Origin of the sequence: Nonomuraea sp. NPDC059023, assembly GCF_042740095.1 — a bacterium.
Taxonomy (GTDB): domain Bacteria; phylum Actinomycetota; class Actinomycetes; order Streptosporangiales; family Streptosporangiaceae; genus Nonomuraea.
Map to the genome: position 1 here is coordinate 500,639 of NZ_JBHYIO010000002.1, position 18,651 is coordinate 519,289.

At 71.3% G+C, this 18,651-nt stretch carries 15 protein-coding genes; 9 read left to right on the forward strand and 6 right to left on the reverse strand.

The genetic code is table 11. The features are described from left to right. Nucleotides 1-97 precede the first annotated feature (97 nt). Genes ACFWYW_RS05650 through ACFWYW_RS05660 form a run of 3 tightly spaced genes read right to left on the reverse strand, consistent with a single transcriptional unit; the run spans nucleotide 98 to nucleotide 3,698 of the window. Complete coding sequence (locus ACFWYW_RS05650) at nucleotides 98-1,486, reverse strand: DUF1116 domain-containing protein (RefSeq protein WP_379613706.1); 1,389 nt, start codon at nucleotides 1,484-1,486, stop codon at nucleotides 98-100. Then, on the reverse strand, nucleotides 1,483-2,790 hold the full coding sequence (locus tag ACFWYW_RS05655) for an FdrA family protein (protein ID WP_379613704.1): 1,308 nt from the start codon (nucleotides 2,788-2,790) through the stop codon (nucleotides 1,483-1,485). Before ACFWYW_RS05655 ends, ACFWYW_RS05650 begins: the two co-directional genes overlap by 4 nt. Then, the gene (locus ACFWYW_RS05660; RefSeq protein WP_379613702.1) at nucleotides 2,787-3,698 is read right to left on the reverse strand and encodes a DUF2877 domain-containing protein; all 912 of its coding nucleotides are present in this window, start codon (nucleotides 3,696-3,698) and stop codon (nucleotides 2,787-2,789) included. Before ACFWYW_RS05660 ends, ACFWYW_RS05655 begins: the two co-directional genes overlap by 4 nt. A 130-nt stretch (nucleotides 3,699-3,828) precedes the next feature. On the opposite strand from ACFWYW_RS05660, the gene ACFWYW_RS05665 reads away from it, so the two are divergent. The 9 genes from ACFWYW_RS05665 to ACFWYW_RS05705 all read left to right on the forward strand — a co-directional run bounded on the left by ACFWYW_RS05665 (nucleotide 3,829) and on the right by ACFWYW_RS05705 (nucleotide 14,170). Next, nucleotides 3,829-5,442: a PucR family transcriptional regulator gene (locus ACFWYW_RS05665; protein WP_379635093.1), complete on the forward strand. Its 1,614-nt coding sequence runs from the start codon at nucleotides 3,829-3,831 to the stop codon at nucleotides 5,440-5,442. 11 nt (nucleotides 5,443-5,453) lie between these two features. After that, complete coding sequence (locus tag ACFWYW_RS05670; protein ID WP_379613698.1) at nucleotides 5,454-5,663, forward strand: RNA-binding S4 domain-containing protein; 210 nt, start codon at nucleotides 5,454-5,456, stop codon at nucleotides 5,661-5,663. Nucleotides 5,664-5,750: 87 nt separating this feature from the next. After that, nucleotides 5,751-7,058: a uracil-xanthine permease family protein gene (locus ACFWYW_RS05675; protein ID WP_379613696.1), complete on the forward strand. Its 1,308-nt coding sequence runs from the start codon at nucleotides 5,751-5,753 to the stop codon at nucleotides 7,056-7,058. Between the two features lie 150 nt (nucleotides 7,059-7,208). Further along, on the forward strand, nucleotides 7,209-8,564 hold the full coding sequence (locus tag ACFWYW_RS05680) for a uracil-xanthine permease family protein (protein WP_379613694.1): 1,356 nt from the start codon (nucleotides 7,209-7,211) through the stop codon (nucleotides 8,562-8,564). After that, the gene (locus ACFWYW_RS05685) at nucleotides 8,561-9,439 is read left to right on the forward strand and encodes an FAD binding domain-containing protein (protein ID WP_379613692.1); all 879 of its coding nucleotides are present in this window, start codon (nucleotides 8,561-8,563) and stop codon (nucleotides 9,437-9,439) included. The genes ACFWYW_RS05680 and ACFWYW_RS05685 overlap by 4 nt, the downstream gene beginning before the upstream one ends. Before the next feature lie 14 nt (nucleotides 9,440-9,453). After that, on the forward strand, nucleotides 9,454-9,915 hold the full coding sequence (locus tag ACFWYW_RS05690) for a (2Fe-2S)-binding protein (RefSeq protein ID WP_379613931.1): 462 nt from the start codon (nucleotides 9,454-9,456) through the stop codon (nucleotides 9,913-9,915). Further along, nucleotides 9,912-12,263, forward strand: a complete 2,352-nt coding sequence (cutA, locus tag ACFWYW_RS05695) for an aerobic carbon-monoxide dehydrogenase large subunit (RefSeq protein ID WP_379613690.1) — start codon at nucleotides 9,912-9,914, stop codon at nucleotides 12,261-12,263. Before ACFWYW_RS05690 ends, cutA begins: the two co-directional genes overlap by 4 nt. Nucleotides 12,264-12,584: 321 nt before the next feature. Next, a complete protein-coding gene (locus ACFWYW_RS05700; protein ID WP_379613688.1) occupies nucleotides 12,585-13,331 on the forward strand; it encodes a leucine-rich repeat domain-containing protein in 747 nt (248 codons plus the stop codon). A 416-nt stretch (nucleotides 13,332-13,747) separates the two neighbouring features. Further along, the gene (locus tag ACFWYW_RS05705) at nucleotides 13,748-14,170 is read left to right on the forward strand and encodes a hypothetical protein (protein ID WP_379613686.1); all 423 of its coding nucleotides are present in this window, start codon (nucleotides 13,748-13,750) and stop codon (nucleotides 14,168-14,170) included. A 62-nt stretch (nucleotides 14,171-14,232) separates the two neighbouring features. On the opposite strand, the gene ACFWYW_RS05710 is transcribed toward ACFWYW_RS05705, so the two are convergent. The 3 genes from ACFWYW_RS05710 to ACFWYW_RS05720 form a co-directional block, all read right to left on the reverse strand. Continuing rightward, nucleotides 14,233-15,381, reverse strand: a complete 1,149-nt coding sequence (locus ACFWYW_RS05710) for a hypothetical protein (RefSeq protein WP_379613684.1) — start codon at nucleotides 15,379-15,381, stop codon at nucleotides 14,233-14,235. Then, on the reverse strand, nucleotides 15,378-16,838 hold the full coding sequence (locus ACFWYW_RS05715) for a PQQ-dependent sugar dehydrogenase (protein WP_379613682.1): 1,461 nt from the start codon (nucleotides 16,836-16,838) through the stop codon (nucleotides 15,378-15,380). Before ACFWYW_RS05715 ends, ACFWYW_RS05710 begins: the two co-directional genes overlap by 4 nt. A 193-nt stretch (nucleotides 16,839-17,031) precedes the next feature. Further along, entirely contained in the window at nucleotides 17,032-17,961 is a 930-nt protein-coding gene (locus ACFWYW_RS05720; protein ID WP_379613680.1) for a calcium-binding protein, read from the reverse strand. Between the last annotated feature and the right edge of the window lie 690 nt (nucleotides 17,962-18,651).

Here is an 18,651-nt window from a genome sequence, read left to right on the forward strand (position 1 = left end):
CGATATAGGCAGTTGATTGACGAACGGAAGTTGAACGCTGATATATCGTGCAAAAGTGCTGTCTGACCTGCACAAACGTGGTATTTGAATGGATCACTTACTGAATTGCGGCCCGCTTGGTCAATGCCGCCAGAGCTTTGGTGAACGCCTCGGCCGGAGGGCTCACCAGCCCCGCGCCGACCTGCCCCGTCCCCGCCACGCGGCCCGCGATCCCGGTGTTGACCACCGGCAGCACACCGGTCCTCGCCACGAGCGTGACGTCGATGCCCACCGGCGTCCCGCGGAACCCCAGACCCGGGATCTGGTAGGCGGGATGCTCGGCCAGCGTGATCTCGTACATGGACCGGGTGGCCGCCACCGCGTCCCCCACCTCGCCGCCGACGAAGCGCACGATCGCCGGGGCCGCCGCCATCGCGAAGCCGCCCAGCCCCGCCGTCTCGGTGATCGTCGAGTCGCCGATGTCCGGGTTGGCGTCGGCAGGGCCGTACGCGCCGAGATAGAGGCCGTCGGGCACCCCAGCAGGACCCGTGAACCACCGCGAGCCCAGCCCCGAGACCTGCACCCCGAAGTCGGTGCCGTTGCGCGCCATCGCCACCACCAGCGACGAGCCGGGGATGTCGCGCGCCGCGTCCGTGCTCGCCTTGGCGGCGGCCATCCCCGCGTTGAGGAAGAAGTGGTCGTTGCCGCCGGCGAAGCGCAGCACCTCGGCCGCCGTGCCCGGGGCCGCCTCGACCAGGGCCGGGGCCAGCTCGCGCAGCAGCAGGGACGTGGCGGCGCGGTTGCGGTTGTGCAGCTCGTCGCCCATCTGCAGCGCCTGCGCGATCAGCGCGCCCAGGTCGATCGGCCCGCTCACCCGCAGCGCCGCCGCCAGCGCCGGGCCCAGCACCGCGTCCATCCAGCGCAGCCGGTCGAGCACCTCGGGCCCGTAGGCGCCATAGCGCAGGACCTTGCCCAGGCCCTCGTTGAGCGAGCAGTACGCGGCGCCGCCGTGCTCCTCGTCGCGTACCTCGAACATCCACATCGACGGGCCGACCACGCCCGCCATCGGGCCGACCGCGCGGTGGTGGTGGCAGGGTTCGAGCGCGATCCGGCCGTCGGCCAGCAGCCCGGCGGCCTCGCGTTCGTCGGCCGCCCAGCCCTCCAGCAGCGTCGCGCCGATCAGGGCGCCGCGCATCGGCCCCGACGCCCGCTCCCAGGTGATGGGCGGTCCGGCGTGCAAGAACGTCCGCGCCGGGAGGTCGAGCGCCTCGGCGGCCCGCCGTACCCCGGCCAGGTGGGGGCGCGCGGTGGTCAGGCGGCGCACGGCCCGCTCGTTGGCGGCGGCGCGGCGCGGATCGGCCAGCACCCGCGTCAGCGCGTCAGCGGTGCCGGGCAGCGGCGGCCGCCACGCGACGGCGGTCCGCGGCACCGCCTGCGCGTCCAGGGCCTCGCCCAGAAGCTCGGCGCCGACCGTGATCACCCGTGGCGGGCCGGACAGAAGGCTCACAGCAGGCTCCTGGCGTGCCGGGCGGCTTGGGCGTTGGAGGTGAAGACGGCGGCGCCGGCCTCGCGGAAGGCGGCGGCCTGCCTGCGCAGGTCCTGCGGGTCGCCCTCGCTGCCGATCAGCGCCACGACGACCGTGGCGGGGCAGCGGGCGACCGCGTGCGCGTACGAGGCGGCGGGATCGGGGTCGGCCCCGTGGCCGAGCACGACGTCCATCAGCACCACGTCCCCCTCCGCGACCGCGGCCAGCGCCTCCAGCCGCAGCGTCGGGTCGATCATCGGGTGCGGCCGGCCGCGCGTGTAGGCGTCGTCGCCGTAGTCGACGAACTCGCCGGCCCCCGCCACGCCCTTGGCCTCGGCGCAGAGCGTCCCGCCCGAGTAGATGCCGCGCAGCGTGCCGGTGGCCGTCCTGCCCGCCCACGCGGGCCAGGCGGGCCACTCGGGCACGGCCCGCCCCAGTTCCTTGAGGACGCGCTCGGCCGTGGCCGTCAGATCCGCCGACGCCTCCACGAACCTCTTCGCCGGTACGGCCGGCCGTACCGCGGGCTGCTTGGACACCAGCACGATCAGCTCGGTGGCAGGATCCTCGTCCAGCATCGCGAGCGCCCGGTTGGCCGAGCGTCCGCCGACCTCCGGCGACAGATCCCGCCCGCCGACGCCCAGCACGTGGCTGACGCCGACCCCGGCCAGGTCCAGCAGGCACGCCAGTTGCTGCGCGCCGGTGCCGGAGGCGGCCACGATGCCCACGGGACCGGGCCGCAGGACGTTGGCGAAGCCCAGGCCCACCCCGGCGATCACCGCGGTGCCGCAGTCGGGCCCCATGACCAGCACGCCCTTGTCCGCGGCCAGGTCCTTCAGCGCGATCTCCTGCTCCAGGGGCACGCCGTCGCTGAACACCATGACCGGCAGCCCCGCCTCGACGGCGTCCACCGCCTCCGCGAACGCGTGCTCGCCCGGCACCGACACCAGCACCACCCCGGCCTCGGTACGGCGGGCGGCCGACCGGGTGGTGAGCGGCGGCTGGTCGCTGTCGGCGGCGGCGACGGGGGCGTGCGCGGACAGGAGCGCGTCGAGTTCGGCGTGGGCGGCCACCGCGCGCTCGCCCCTGACCGCGACCAGCAGGTCGGCCGGGTCGGCCGCGGGCAGCACGAAGCCCAGGTCGCGGGCCAGATCGAGGTTGAGCGGCGTGGCCATGGCGACCACGGCCACCTCCACGCCGTCGAGATCGGACAGGGTCTTGCTGATCCGCATCAGCGTGACGGAGTCGCGGTAGACGCCCTTGCGCAGGACCACCTCGTCCGTGCTCACCTGGCACCCGCCAGCGCGGGCGGCACCGGGTCGGCGGCCAGCGCGCGGACTGCCGCCAGCCCGATCCCGACGCCCTGGGCCAGATCGGCGCCCGAGGTGTGGCCCAGGCGGCACAGCCTGGACACGGCCGGTTCCAGAGCGCCGCGGCCGGTCAGCGCCCGCAGGACCCCGGTCACCTCCGGGCACGACTCGCCGCGCGCGGCGCAGTGCAGGAGCGTCGCGGACAGCGGCGTGGTCCTGGTGCCGGCGTCGTAGGTCACGGTCGCGGCCAGCCAGTCGGCCAGCCAGACCGCCCGCTCCACCCCGGCGGACCTCCCCAGGTGGCGCAGGGTCACCAGCAGCCCGGCCAGGACGTCGTCGCCGCTCGGGGTGAGTCCGGGGCCGAGGCCTATGAGCTGCTCGGCGGCGGTCACGACGCCGAGCAGCCAGCCGCGGGCGCAGGACTCGGCCAGCAGTTCGATCGCCTGGTGCCCGGCCAGGCCGGGTGCCGGGCGGGCCGGATCTGCCGGGCGGGCCGGATCTGCCGGGCGGGCCGGATCAAGGGATACGGCCAGCCGTACCGGATCGACGGGGGCGAGCGGCGGGGCGGGGTCCCACCAGCGGCGGGCGCGCAGGCTGAGGCGGCCGAGCTCGATCGTCCCCTCGCCCACCGACGCGTCGTCACCCACCGTGACGTGCGGCAGATCGGCGGCGAGCAGGACCGAGTTGGGCAGGCGGGTCGCCTCGCCGGTGATGATCGCGATCACCGACGGTTCCAGATCGGTCCTGACCTCCAAGTAGATGCCGGCCGGGAAAGCGGCGAGCACGCGGGCGCGGCGTCGCGGCGACTCCAGGACCGGGCGCACGGCGGCGCTGGCCGCACCGGTCACGTGGGTGCGGGCACGCCTGGGATGTGTACTGACCGTCACCGGGCCTCCCTTCCGACCTTGGACCTGACCGTAGAACGGCCCCACGACACCCCGTACGGAGAAATTTGCCAACAGTGACGGAGAAGGTTGGCTCTTCCTGACAGACCGCTTCTGGGGTCACAATCACCACATGGAGCCCCCCGTTCGCCTGGCCAGCACGGGCACGATCATCCACGGCGTCTCCGTCGGGGAGGTGCTGGGCGTCTCGACCCTCGCCGACGCCCGCCTGATCGCCGGGGAGAGCGGGCTCGGCCGCATCGTCCAGCGCCTCAACGTCATGGAGGTGCCCGACATCCTGGCCTGGGTGAAGCCGCACGAACTGCTGCTCACCACCGGCTACCCGCTGCGCAACACGCCGCAGTCGCTCGGCCGGCTCGTCGCCGACCTCGACGAGCGCGGGCTGGCCGCGCTGGCCATCAAACTCGGGCGCTACGTGGACGAACTGCCCGGGGAGATGGTCGAGCAGGCCGACCGGCTGGGGTTCCCGCTGATCATCCTGCCGAACGACGTCGGCTTCGACGACATCCTCAACCAGGTGCTCACCGACATCCTCAACCGGCAGGCCGCCGTGCTCGCCCGCGCCGAGGAGGCGCACCGGGCGCTGGTGCAGGTCGTGCTGGCCGGCGGCGGGCTCAACGAGGTGACCGCCGAGGTGGCCGCGCTGCTCGACGTCGCCGTGGCCGCCGTCGACGGCAGCGGGCGGGTGCTCGCCGCCGCCGGGCCCTCCGACCACGTGGCGGCCTTACGCGAGTCGATCGCGCGCGAAGGGCCGCCGGCTCCGGCGCCCGTCGACCTCCCCGGTACGGCCGGCCGTACCCTGGCCTCGGTCCCCGTGGTCGCCGGCGGACACCACCACGGCCGGATCATCGCCTACAGCCCGACCGGCGCGATCCGCGACAGCGACATCGGCATACTCGAACGCACCGCCACCGTCGCCGCCCTGGTCGTCACCCGGCAGGAGGCGGTCAACGCGGTCGAGAGCAAGTACCGCGCCGACTTCCTGCGCGACGTCCTCACCGGCCGGGCCGGCGGCGCCGAACGCATCAGCGCGCGGGCCCGCGCCTTCGGCTGGGACCTGGAGCGGCCCGTGACCGTCCTGGTGGCCGAGCTGGACCCCGACGGCGACGAGCGCAGCGCCCAGGACCGCATGGTCAACGGCTGGACCGCCGCCGTGCGCAGGCACGACCCGCGCGGCGCCGTCGCCGGCTTCTCCCACGAGGTCGTCGCGGTCGTGGACGCCGCCCTGGACGCCTCCCGCGTGGCCAAGGACGCCGCCGCGGCCCTGGCCGACGCCCTTCCCGCCACGTTCTCGACCGGGACCTCCCGCCGCTGCACCGCCCCCGCGACCCTGCCCGAGGCCTACTCCCAGGCGCTGAAGGCGGCCAGGGTCGGCCGCCAGCTCCACGGCCCCGGCGCGGTCGCCCAGTTCGACCAGCTCGGCGTGTACCGGCTGCTGTCGCTGGTCAACGACACCGACGAACTGCACGCCTTCGTCCGCGAGACCCTGGGCCCGCTGGCCGGCGACGACGACGCGGAGAACGGTGACCTGCGGCGTACCCTCCAGGTCCTGCTGGAGACGAACCTCAACGTCGCCGAGACCGCGCGCAGGCTGCACTTCCACTACAACACCCTGCGCTACCGCATCGGGAAGCTGGAGCGCATGCTCGGCAACTTCACCGAGGACCACCACCTGCGTCTCAACCTCACGCTGGCCCTGCACGTCCTGCGCATGCGGGGCATCTAAGCTGGGCCGTTGTGGACCTGGACTTCGAGCTGAACTCTGACTTCATCCCGCTGTGCGACCTGCTGAAATATTGCGGCGTCACCGAGACGGGCGGCATGGCCAAACACCTGATCGCGGAGGGGATGGTCTACGTCGACGGGGAGGTCGAGCTCCGCAAGACCCGCAAGATCCGCTCCGGCCAGGTGGTCGCCGGAGACGGCTTCACCATTCACGTGGCCTGACGACCACGCGTGTCACTCCTGCCTCTATTGTGCTCTCCGACATCAAATAGGAGACATCTCCGCTGGTGAGAGGCGAGGGCAGGCAAGATGGCGTTCGGGTGGAAGCTGCACGGCGACGGGAAGCGGCTCGCGCCGGGTGAGGTGGTCAAGCCGGACGAGCGGCTCACCTGGCCCAGGATGATCGGGTTCGGCGCCCAGCACGTGATCGCCATGTTCGGCGCCACGTTCGTGTTCCCGCTGGTCATGGGGCTGGACGCGAACCTGGCCGTGATGATGTCCGGCGTCGCGACGATCCTGTTCCTGCTGATCGTGCAGGGGAAGGTGCCCAGCTACGTCGGCTCCAGCGCCTCGTTCGTGGGCGCGGTGGTCGCCATCAGGGCCGCGGGCGGCGACAGCGCCACGGTGACCGGGTCGCTGCTCGCGGTCGGGGTGGTGCTGGCGCTGGCGGGCCTGGCCATCCATCTGCTCGGGGTCCAGGTCATCCACCGGATCTTCCCGCCGGTCGTGACCGGGGGCGTGGTCATGCTGATCGGGTTCGGCATGGCGTACGTGGCGGCGGACGTCTACTGGCCCCAGGACCCCTGGGTCGCCCTGCTGACCATGGCGGCCTCGTTCGTGTTCATCGGGGTCCTGCGCGGGTTCCTCGGCCGGATCGGGGTGCTGCTCGGCCTGGTGTTCGGGTTCATGCTGTCGTGGGCCTGGGACCTGATCGGCGGGCCGATCACCGCGCCCGGCGGCGACGGGAAGGTGAGCGAGCACCTGCGCGTCAACCTGGACGCCGTCGCCCAGGCCGACTGGATCGGGCTGCCCAAGCTGCACGGGCCGGTCTTCGAGGTCTCCGCCGTCCTGGTCTGCCTCCCGGTGGTGATCGCGCTCATCGCGGAGAACGTCGGCCACGTCAAGGCCGTCGGCGAGATGACCGGCGCGGACGTCGACAGGTACATGGGCCGGGCGGTCATGGCCGACGGCGTCGGCACCGTCGTCGCCACCTCCGTCGGCGGCTCGGCCACCACCACGTACGCCGAGAACATCGGCGTCATGGCCGCCACCCGCGTCTACTCCACCGCCGCGTACTACATCGCCGCGGTGATCGCGATCCTGTTCGGCCTGTGCCCGAAGTTCGGCGCGCTGATCGCCGCCACGCCCGGCGGCGTGCTGGGCGGCGTCACCACGATCCTCTACGGCATGATCGGCCTGCTCGGAGCCAAGATCTGGATCGAGAACAAGGTGAACCTGGCAGAGCCGGCCAACATGGTCCCGGTCGGCGCCGGGATCATCTGCGCGATCGGCCCGGTCGCCTTCCCGATCACCTCGACCTTCTCGCTCGGCGGCATCACGCTCGGCACGATCGTCCTTCTGGTGGGATATCACGTGCTCAGGGCGGTGCGCCGGTAAGGGCGCCTCTGGTCATCGGCCCAGCTTTGGCAGATCATGACGGTGTAGGACAGTGACATCGGGCCTAATGTGCCCGACAAGCGAGGAACCGCCGCGGAGGAGCCTGCGGGGCGGCCACCGAACCGACGGCCCGGTAGAAAAGGGGCTCTCATGGTTTTGGGTTGGACCAAACACGGCGACGGAAAACACCTGGCTCCCGGCGAGGTCGTCAGGCCCGACGAGCGCCTGACCTGGCCGAGAATGGTCGGGTTCGGCGCCCAGCACGTGATCGCGATGTTCGGCGCGACCTTCGTCTTCCCACTCGTGATGGGCCTGGATCCGAACGTGGCCATCATGATGTCCGGGATCGCCACGATCCTCTTCCTGCTGATCGTGAAGGGGAAGGTGCCCAGCTACCTGGGCACCAGCGCCTCCTTCGTCGGCGGCGTGATCGCCATCAGGGCGCTCATGGGCGGCGACACCCCGGCGGCCGACGCCATCGTCACCGGCGCGATCCTGGTGGCGGGGATCGTGCTGGCCCTCGCGGGGCTGGCCATCCACTTCCTCGGCGTCCAGGTCATCCACCGGATCTTCCCGCCGGTGGTGACCGGCGCGGTCGTCATGCTCATCGGGTTCGGGCTGGCGTTCGTCGTGGCCGACGTCTACTGGCCGCAGGACCAGTGGATGGCCCTGATCACGATGGTGATCACGTTCGTGGTGATCGTGGCGTTCAAGGGGTTCATCGGCCGGATCGGCATCCTGGTCGGCCTGGTCGCCGGATTCCTGCTGTCGTGGGGCTTCGACAAGGTCTTCGGGAACATCACCGCGTTCAACGCCGCCACCGGCAAGGTCGACACACACCCGCGGGTCAACCTCTCCTCCGTCGCCCAGGCCGACTGGATCGGGCTGCCGAGCTTCCACGGGCCCGACATCAGGTTCGGCGCGGTCCTGCTCGTCCTGCCCGCCGTCATCGCGCTGATCGCGGAGAACATCGGCCACGTCAAGGCCGTCGGCGAGATGACCAAGACCGACGTCGACCCGTACGTGGGCCGCGCCGTCGCCGCCGACGGCATCGGCACCGTCGTGACCAGCGCCGTGGGCGGCTCGCCCACCACCACCTACGCCGAGAACATCGGCGTCATGGCCGCCACCCGCGTCTACTCCACCGCCGCCTACTACATCGCCGGCGTCATCGCGATCCTGTTCGGCCTGTGCCCGAAGTTCGGCGCCCTGGTCGCCGCCACGCCGGGCGGCGTGCTGGGCGGGGTCACGGTCATCCTCTATGGGATGATCGGCCTGCTCGGAGCCAAGATCTGGGTGGAGAACAGAGTGGACTTCGCCGACCCCGTGAACATGGTGCCCATCGGCGCCGGCATCATCCTGGCGATCGGCCCGGTGGAGCAGATCATCACCGAGGAGTTCCGGCTGCAGGGCATCGCGTTCGGCACCATCGTCGTGGTCGGCGGCTACCACCTGCTGAGATGGATCGCCGGCCGGCCCGCCGAGATCAGGGAGACCGCCGGGTGAAGCCCGCCCCGTTCGAGTACCACGCGCCCCGCGAGGTGGAGGCGGCCCTCGACGCCCTGGCCGAGGCCGGGGCCGAGGGCAAGGTGCTCGCCGGCGGCCAGAGCCTGATCCCCATGCTCAACATGCGCCTGGCCGCCCCGGCGCACCTCGTCGACATCAACCGGGTCGGCGCGCTGGCCGCCGTCGAGACCTCCGCGCGCGGGGTGCGGGTGGGCGCGCTGGCCAGGCACGCGCAGATCCACCGCTCCGGGCCGGTCGCCGCGGTCCAGCCGCTGCTGCGGCAGGCCCTCGGGCTGGTCGCGCACCCCGCCATCCGCAGCCGCGGCACCGTCGTGGGCAGCCTCGTGCACGCCGACCCGGCCGCGGAACTGCCCGCCGTCCTCGTGCTTCTGGAAGGTTCGGTACGGCTGGCCGCCCGCGGCGCCGAGCGCGAGGTGGCGGCGCGGGACTTCTTCACCGGCCCGATGGAGTCCGCGATCCGGCCCGGCGAACTGGCCGTGTCCGCGTTCTTCCCGGCCCTGGGCGAGCGCTCCGGCACCGCCTTCGTGGAGGTGGCCCGCAGGCACGGCGACTACGCGCTGGCCGGGGTGTGCGCGCTGGTCGTCCTGGACGAGGATCTGCGGGTGTCGGTGGCACGGGTGGCGTGCATCGGGGTCGGCCCGGTGCCGCTCGTGGTGGACGTGGCCCAGGACCGCGGGCACGGCGCCGACTGGGTTTCCGCGGCGCGGGCCGTACAGGAAAGGGCTGAGCCGGAGGCGGACATCCACGCGACGGCCGAGTACCGGCGGCATCTGCTGGGGGTTCTGGCCGAGCGGGCGCTGCGCGCGGCCGCCCGCACCGCGGGCAGTGACGACGGCGAGAGGGAGAGCGGTTGAGCGGGCACGAGATCATGCTCGTCGTGAACGGGGTGGCGCGGCGGGTGAGCGTTCCGGCGCGGCGGCTGCTGTCGGACTGCCTGCGCCACGACCTCGGGCTGACCGGGACGCACGTCGGGTGCGAGCACGGCGTGTGCGGGTGCTGCACGGTGCTGCTGGACGGGGAGCCGGTGCGGTCCTGCCTGACGTTCGCGGTCACGGTGGACGGGCAGGAGATCACGACGGTCGAGGGGCTGGCCGGGCCGGACGGGATGTCGGCGGTGCAGCGGGCGTTCGCGGAGTGCCATGGGCTGCAGTGCGGGTTCTGCACGCCCGGGTTCCTGTGCACGGTGACGGCGCTGCTCAGGGAGAACCCGGCCCCGACCGAGGAGGAAGTGCTCGAAGGGGTGTCGGGCAACCTGTGCCGGTGCACCGGGTACCAGAACATCGTCAAAGCCGTGCACAGGGCGGCGGAGCTGATGACGGAGGAGTCGTGAGCACGCGGTTGTTCGGCGAGCCGGTTCAGCGGGTGGAGGACGAGCGCCTGCTGACCGGTCAGGGACGCTACCTGGACGATCTGGGGCGCGAGGCGCTGGCCGCCGCGTTCGTCCGCTCGCCGCACGCGCACGCCCGCATCCGCGACATCGACGTCACCGCGGCCCTCGACGTCGAGGGCCTGGTCGCCATCTACACCTGGGAGGACCTGCCACCCGGGGTGGCCGAGCCCCTGCCCCTGCTCATCCCGCACCCGGCCCTCACCCACGGCCGCACCGCCCACCCCCTGGCCAGGGAGACCGTCCGGCACGTCGGCGAGCCCGTCGTCATGGTCGTGGCCGCCGACCGCTACCTGGCCGAGGACGTCTGCGCGCTGATCGAGGTCGACTACGAGCCGCTCAAGCCGGTCGTCGGCCTGGAGGAGGCGGCGCAGGGATCGCGGCTCGTCCACGAGGACGTGCCCGCCAACCTGGGCGCCCACCTCGTCCAGGAGGTCGCCTCGACCGGCGGCGCGAGCGCCAGGGAGTGCATCGAGACCTCGCCGCACACGCTCGCGTTCCGCCTGGACATCGAGCGCAGCGCCAGCATGCCGCTGGAGGGCCGCGGCGTGTACGCCCGCTGGGACGGCCGCGACCTGCGCGTCTACTCCAGCACCCAGACCTCCACCAGCGTCCGGATGGCGATCGCCGCGAAGCTCGGGCTGCCGCTGCCCCACGTCGAGGTGATCGCGCCCGACGTGGGCGGCGGGTTCGGCGTCAAGATCGTGCACCCGTGGCCGGAGGAGGTGCTGGTGCCGTGGGCGGCCATGACGCTGGGGCGCGAGGTCAAGTGGGCAGAGGACCGGCGCGAGCACTTCGTCGCCAGCGCGCATGAGCGGGCGCAGGTGCAGTACGTACGGGTCGGGTTCGACGACGCCGGGCGGGTGCTGGGGCTGGAGGTGACGATCCTGCACGACCACGGCGCCTACACGCCTTACGGGATCATCGTGCCAATCGTCACGTCCACGCAGTTGCTCGGGCCGTACAAGATCGGGTCGTACCGGGTGGAGTTCAGCTCCATCTACACCAATACCGTGCAGGTCACGCCGTACCGGGGCGCGGGGCGGCCGCAGGCCGTCTTCTGCATGGAACGGACGATGGACAAGATCGCCCAACATCTCGGCGTGGACCGGGCCGACGTGCGCGCGGCCAACTTCATCGGGCCGTCGGAGTTTCCCTACGACCAGCGCATGACCTTTCAGGACGGGCGGCCGCTCGTCTACGACAGCGGGAACTATCCCGAGATGCTGCGCATGATCAAGGAGCTGATCGGGTGGGACTCCTTCGAGCGTTCGCCGAACAGGGGGATCGGGCTCGCCTGTTACGTCGAGGGGACCGGGGTGGGGCCGTACGAGGGCGGGCATGTGCAGATCACCTCGGACGGGCGGGTGCACGTCTCCACCGGGCTGACCTCACAGGGGCAGGGGCACGAGACCGTGTTCGCGCAGATCGCGGCCAGCGAGCTGGGGGTGCCGCTCTCGCGGGTCTCCGTCGTGACCGGGGACACGCGCCGGTTCGGGTACGCCGTGGGCACCTTCGCCTCCCGGGCCGCCGTGGTCAGCGGCAATGCCATCGCTCTGGCCTGCAGGAAGGTGCGGGAGAAGGCGTTGCGGATCGCGGCGGAGGCGCTGGAGGCCGATCCGGCCGACCTTGACATCGCCGATGGGCTGGTGCACGTGGTCGGCTCGCCGTCCGCGTCTATTCCGCTGTCCACCGTGGCGGTGCTGTCCAATCCGCTGCGGTACTCCTTTGACGCCGAGACCGCGAAGGCCACGCAGTTCTCCACCGCTGCTCCTACGGATCGGCCGCCTGTGGCCGATGGGGAGGAGCCTGGGCTGGAGGGGCGGGGGTTCTATTCGCCCATCCGGTCCACCTTCGCCGCCGGGATGCACGCGGCGATCGTGGAGACCGATCCTGACACGGCGGAGATTCGGATCTTGCGGTATGCGGTGGTGCACGACTGCGGGCGGCTGGTCAATCCGATGATCGTTGAGGGGCAGGTGCATGGTGGGGTGGCTCAGGGGATCGGGGGTGCGCTTTATGAGCGGATGGCTTATGACGCGGACGGGCAGCTGCTCAACGCCTCGTTCATGGACTTTCTGATGCCTTATGCGAGTGAGATTCCGCGGATCGAGACGGCACATCTGGAGACGCCTTCGCCGTTGAACCCCCTGGGGATCAAGGGGGCGGGGGAGGCTGGGGTGATTCCGGTGTCGGCGGTGATCGCTTCGGCTGTGGAGGATGCTGAGGGGTTCGACATCGATCGGATGCCTATCTCGCCGTCTGACCTTTACCATTTGCGGGCACGCTAGGTTCGCGCTTCTTGCGCCGTTTGCCCCTGCTTGGGCGGCCGCTTTCCAGGCCGTAAGGCCCTAACTCGGCGGCCGCTTCTTGGGTTGTTAGCCCCTGCTCGGCCGTCCGGTTCGAGGCCGATAGGCTCCTGCGGCATGCGTGTTGATCTCGCCTGGCGTGGGCTGACTTCTGTGCCGGATCCTTCCGGGGCTTCTGTGTTGTTGCTGGATGGTAACCGGTTGGCGGATGTTCCGGATTTTTCGGGATATAGCGGGTTGCGGGAGTTGCATCTTGACGGAAATTTGCTGACTCGGGTGCCTTGTTGCCCGCCGTACCTTGAAGTGCTTTTCCTGTACGGCAACGCCATCACCGCCCTCCCCGAAAGGCTGCCCGGCGGCCTCAGGCACCTGGCGGTCGGCGGGAACCGGCTCACCTCCGTCCCCGACACGCTGTGGGAGCTGACCGGCCTGGAGACGCTCAACCTGGCCGAGAACGCGCTCACCGAGATCTCCCCGGCGATCGGCGGGCTACGCTCGCTGCGCATGCTCGACCTCGGTCACAACCAGCTCGCCACCGTCCCCGCCACGATCGGCGACCTCCCCCTGACCGACTACCTGTACCTCAGCGACAACGGCCTTGCCCAGGTACCGGCGGCACTGGGCAGGCTGGACCGCCTGGCGTACCTCAACCTGACCGACAACCGCCTGGAGTCGCTGCCCGCCTCCCTCGGGGACATGGCCGGGCTGGTGGAGCTGCGCCTGTACAACAACCGGCTGGAAACCCTGCCCGCCTCGCTCGCCCGCCTGGGCAGGTTGCGAGAACTGCACCTTCGCGGGAACCGGCTGCGCGAACTGCCCCCTCTGCCACCGGGGCTGATCCACCTCGACCTGCGGGACAACCTGCTGTCCCGGGTGCCCGCTCTGCCCTCCGGACTGGTCGAACTCGACCTGCGCAACAACCGGCTGCGTACCCTGCCCGATGAGCTGCCGCTGGGGCTGCGGAAACTGGACCTGCGCTGGAACAAGCTGGAAGGCGACCCCCCGGTACTCGACCGCCTCCGGTCATCCGGATGCACAGTGCTCCGCTAACCTCTCCCACCCTCCCGCCCCCACCACTCGCGCCCCCGCGGCCCGCGCGCCCTTCGCGCCGCGCACCCCCTGCCCCGCGCCCCTTTGCGCTCCCGCGCCCCACGCTCGCTCACACGCGCGCCCACGCCCGCCGCCCCGCGCCCCCGCTCGCGGTCCCTCGCGCTCGCTTCCGCGTCCCCTTCGCGGCAGCGCGCACTCGCGCCCCGCACTCGCGCCCACGCCCTCCCGGGCTCCGCACTCGCCCTCCCGCGCCCCACACTCGCGCACACGCGCGCTCGCCTCCGCCCTCGCGCCCCGCACTCGGGCGCCCGCGCTGCCGCGCCCCGCGTCTTGTGGGCCCTGCGCCTTGAGGTTGGTCTCGTGGTCTCGGCGATCTTGGGGTGAACTCTTGGGTCAGGGGGTGCGTATCTTCGCGCATGACGACATTTACGCGGCTGACCATCTGCGGGATCGCCGTCGCGCTGGCCGCGGCCTGCTCGCCGGGTGATGGGTCCGGGGGCGGTTACGTGGCCGCCGCCCAGAACCCGCAGCCCGTGGCGCTCACCGTCGAGGAGCTCGCCGCCAAGGTCGACTGCCGGCCGAAGATCCAGATCGATGCCACCGAACTCCGGCAGGGCCACTGCAAGACGGGTGACGGCGAGTTCTTCCTCACGACGTTCGCCACCCAGGCGGGCAAGGACGCCTGGATGGACACCGCGCCCGAGTACAACCCGCACCTGGTCGGCCACCTGTGGACCGCGCTGTCCACCCGCAAGGTGCTCGACCGGATCAGGAAGCGGCTCGGCGGTGACCTCCATCTCAAGGATCACCGCACGCAGACGCCCACGCCGTCCTCCTGACCGGTCTGTCGCCCCCACGGACGACCGCCGGGCCGGTGTGGCGGCACCGGTCCGGCGGTGGCTCACCAGTGCCGGGCGACCAGAAGGTACTGGCCCAGCACCTGGCCCGGGGTGGCGATCCGGTCAAGGAACATGAGGCTGTCCATCCGGCAGTTGCAGGGGTTGCCTTCGCGGTTGTTCTGCGGGTAGCTGCCTCCGATCTTGATGCCGCGCGGGTCGGTGGGTGAGGCGAGGTCGGGTTCGGGCGGGCCGTCGATCGTCCACGGGTCGCCGGTCAGCGTGTAGAAGCCGGAGAGCGGGCGGCCGTTCTTGTACAGGCGCATGGTCGCGGTGTCGTAGTCGAACGTGGCCGCCAGGAACACCCACTCGCCCGGCGGCAGAATCTCCTGCCATGGCCGGTCTGCCGCGAATGTCTGCGAGCTGCTGCCGTCCACGCGCCGCCCGAGCGCCACGACCCGCATCTCGCCGTTGACCGTGATCAGCTCCAGCAGGGCGCGAACGTCGTGCCCCTGCGAGTTGCCGCTCAGCACCCCGGCCAGGCCGATCGCGCCGTAGAAGTCGTCCGGGTTGGCGGAGTTGGAGTTCGGGCTGGGGTTCTGGCCGGTCATCTTGAACCAGCCCATGATGGTGGCGCCCCGGACGGCGTTGAAGGCGTTCAGCGTGGGCACGCCGGTGGGGGAGTAGACGCCCGCCTTCCAGTCGTCGCTGCTCGCCGTCGTGGGGCTGACCTGCCGCACCTGCACCGAGGTACGGCTGCCGCGGTGCGCGCCGTCCCGCACCCGCATGCCGGCTCCGCCGTTGACCAGGGTGATGCCGGTGCCGGAACGTCCCCGGTCCTGTTCGATGGCCGGGGTGGCGGGGTCGGGGTGCTCGAAGTCGTAGTGGGCCACCAGGTCGCGCCGCAGGCTGGGCAGCACAGTGGGCCACCCCCATCCCTTCCCGGTTGCCTCTGCCCGCGCCGCCTCGACCTCGGTTCTGGCCGCTTCGACCTCATCCGTGACCGGCGCCGGCTCGGCCTCGGGGCTGCCCGCCGCCTCTCGCGTGCCCGTCCCGGTCCCGGAGACTGCCTCGGTCGCCGGAACCGTCCCGGGCGCTGCCGGGTTTCCCGCCGCACCGGACGACGCTGTGGCGGTAGCCGTACCGGCGAGAGGGGTGGTCAGGGCGGCGGTGAGGAGGAGGGTCGTGAGGGCGGACAGATGCCGAAATCTCATGACGGGAACTCCCAGCGCGCGCCCGTGACCTTCCAGATCTTGCCGTTCGCCTTGGACAGCACGTACAGCTCGCCGTGGCCGTCGCGGCCGAAGCGCAGGTCGACGCGGTTGCTGCCGGCCAGGTTCTTCATCGTCACCAGCTGGCCGGTGGCGGCGTCGCGGAGCTTGGGCTCGTACATGACCGCGCGGTCCTTGCCCCGGCGCATCTTCGAGGCGTGGGTGAACCAGATCCGCCCGTCCACGATGTCACCGAACACGTACTTTCCGTACAGGAACGGCAGCCGCCAGCCGCGGTAGACCATCCCGCCGACCACCGCGTGCCCGCTGTCGGCCGTGCAGGAGTGGCCGGGCGGCGGGTCGTGGTCGTATGCGGCGACCGGGTAGGTATAGCCGTATTGGGCGTCGTCCGCGGGCAAGGTGTACAGGTTGCAGCGGTCTTCCCTCTTGAAGACGAATGACCCTTCGCGCACGCTCCAGCCAAAGTTGTCACCCGCGCGCACATCGTAGATCGCCTCGATCTCGTGCTCGCCGATGTGGCCGAGGAACAGGCGGTTCGATCCGGCCGGGTCCCAGGAGAAGCGGTGCGGGTCGCGCATGCCGTACGCGTAGATCTCACCGAGCGCGCCCGGCCGGGTGACGAATGGGTTGCCGGCCGGGATGCCGTATTTGCCGTTCGCGCTGTTCGTACCGGTGGGGTCGATGCGCAGGATCTTGCCCTGCGGTATGCCCAGATCCTGTGGGTTCGTGGTGGTCACGCCGCGCCCGCCGTCGCCGGCGGCCACGTACAGCAGGCCGTAGTCGGGGTCGCGGCGGCCGGCCGTGGGGTTGAAGTCGATCTGCTGGATGCCGTGGATGTTGCTGCCGAACCCGAGGCGCAGGATCTCGCGGCGGGTGCCCTGGAAGGTGCCGGCCTTGGGGTCGGTGGCCGTCCACTCGTCGATGACGCCGTGGACGATCGAGTTCTGCTGCGGGGTCAGGTCGGGCGTCTTCGTGGTGAGCGCCGCGCCGGCCTCGGTGTGGACGGTGTAGAACTTCCCGTTCCTCGCGAACTCCGGATGGAACGCCACAAACCCAAACCCACTCCCCAGCCCGCGGCCCGAGATGAAGTCCGGGGCGAACGTCGCGCCGACGTCCAGGTACTCCTGCCACGTGCCCTTGTCGCGCAGGTACAGCTTGCCGTTGAGATCGTTGACGAACATCCGGCCGGAACGGTCGGGCACCTGGCCTAAGTAGTTGATCCGCGCCCACCTGACCAGGCGCTGGTCGGTCGGGGTCGGCACCGGCTCCGTCTTCGGGAACTGCGCGAACTCCTCCAGCGTCAGGGTCAGCGCCGACGGGGTCGGCTTCTCGGGAATCGGGTCGTCGATGGGCATATCGGGCTCCGCCACCGCCGGAGTCGTCGCCAGGACGGTCACGAGCAGAGCGGCGGCCAAGGTTCGGAGGGGTTTCACGGTCATGGCATCACCAGAGGGGGTCGAGGGTGGGCTTCTGGGCGCTTGAGAACAGCGCTTTCTGGTACGGCACCGCGGTGTCGCCAGCCGGTGCCGCGCTCGGTCGACGGGGATTGCCGGTGTTTGCTGGTTCGCGGGTCTGCTTGTGCCGGTCTGCTCCTGTTGGCCTGTTGGGCCGTGTGGCTGGGAGGGGGCCGGGTCAGGAGTCGGCGTGGGTGGTGTCGTCTCCGGGGCCGCCGATGAGGACGTCGGTGCCCCGGGTGCCGTAGAGGTGGTCGTTGCCGGGGCCGCCGTTCAGGGCGTCGGGGTCCGGCCCGCCGTACAGGGAATCGTCGCCGCGACCGGTGGAGAGGACGTCGCTGCCCGCACCCCCATAGACCTGGTCATTTCCCGAGCCGGTGAGCACCACGTCGCTGCCGTCACCACCGCAGACCACGTCATCCCCGCCGAGGCCCCAGACCAGGTCGTCGCCGCCGAGCCCGGAGACCACGTCGGCACCCGAGGTGCCGGACAGCAGATCCCGTCCGTCGGTTCCCACGACGGTGGACGCCACCCCGGCGCAGACCGGTGTGCCCTTGAGCGACATATCCCGCATGCGGCCGATGTTGTCGAACGAACCGAACCCGACCCGGCCGGTGCCGAACGTCCTATCCGTGGCGGTCATGAGGGGTGTGGTCGACCCGTCCATGTACACGGCGATCTCGCCGGTCGCCACGCAGTGCCGTACCCGCACCCGGTGCCACTGCGCGTCGGTGACGGCAGGCGGCGCCCCCACCTGCCCGTTCCACTGGTGATCGAGCCGGAGGCGGTCCGCGTTGTTGACGACGAAGATCCCGTTGTGTGGGTAGATGGTGTTGTCCTGGGACAGATGCACGTAGTAGAACTGCGTGTCCGACCGGTACCCGAACACGATGATCACGTCCCGGTTGCTGACGCTGACCGGCGTGTCCAGCCGTACGGTCGCCTCGATCTCCACCGACGCGAACTCCGGCCCGGCCGTGAGCACCGCGTACTCGAACGGCCGCCGCGGCCCCGGCCGCGCCACCCCCGCCTCGGCGAGAATGACCTGATCCCCGGGCAACCGCCACTTGGACGGCGTCACCGGCGCCCAGTTGCCGGCTCCGTTCACCTTCCGAACCACAGCGCTGCCCGGATCACAAGCAGCATGGCCGGAACCGGCGGACCCTGGGCCCCCCGAATCGTTCGCGACAGCGGACCCCGGCGCGAGCATCGCCGCACCGAGCACAGTAGTGGTGGCCAGGGCACATAAGCGCACGCGAAGGGCCGACATCCGGATCCTCTCGGTCGAGTGATCGACGGTTGTTATTCGTAAGCGCTTCCGAAAGCGCTTCCGTTAGCCTCCGGCCGAAGCGTAACTCGCCAAATCCCCCTGTCAATCCTTCACCCCCAACACCTGCCCCCAGCCCCCACACACCACCCCCACCACAACACCCCTCGCAACCCCGCTCCCCACCCACTCGCCTTCCCGCGCATGCGGCCTTCCCGCGCATGCGGCCTGCCCCGCGCATGCGGCCTGCCCCGCGCATGCGGCCTGCCCCGCGCACGTGGCGTTCCCGCGCGCCTGCGCACTCACGCCATCCGCGCATCTCGCCCCCCACCGCATTCGCCGCGTCGCGCAGCGGGCCTGCGTGCCGCCGTACCACCAGCCGCTTCACACCACCGCGCCGCCGCAGCTCCACCAGCCGCGCCCCGCCACCGCTGCGCCTCCGCACCACCAGTGGGCCGCCGCGCTAGTGGCCCGCGTGCCAGCCAGCGGGTCTGCGTGCCGTCGCTCCACTGCTGCGCCATTGCGATCCGC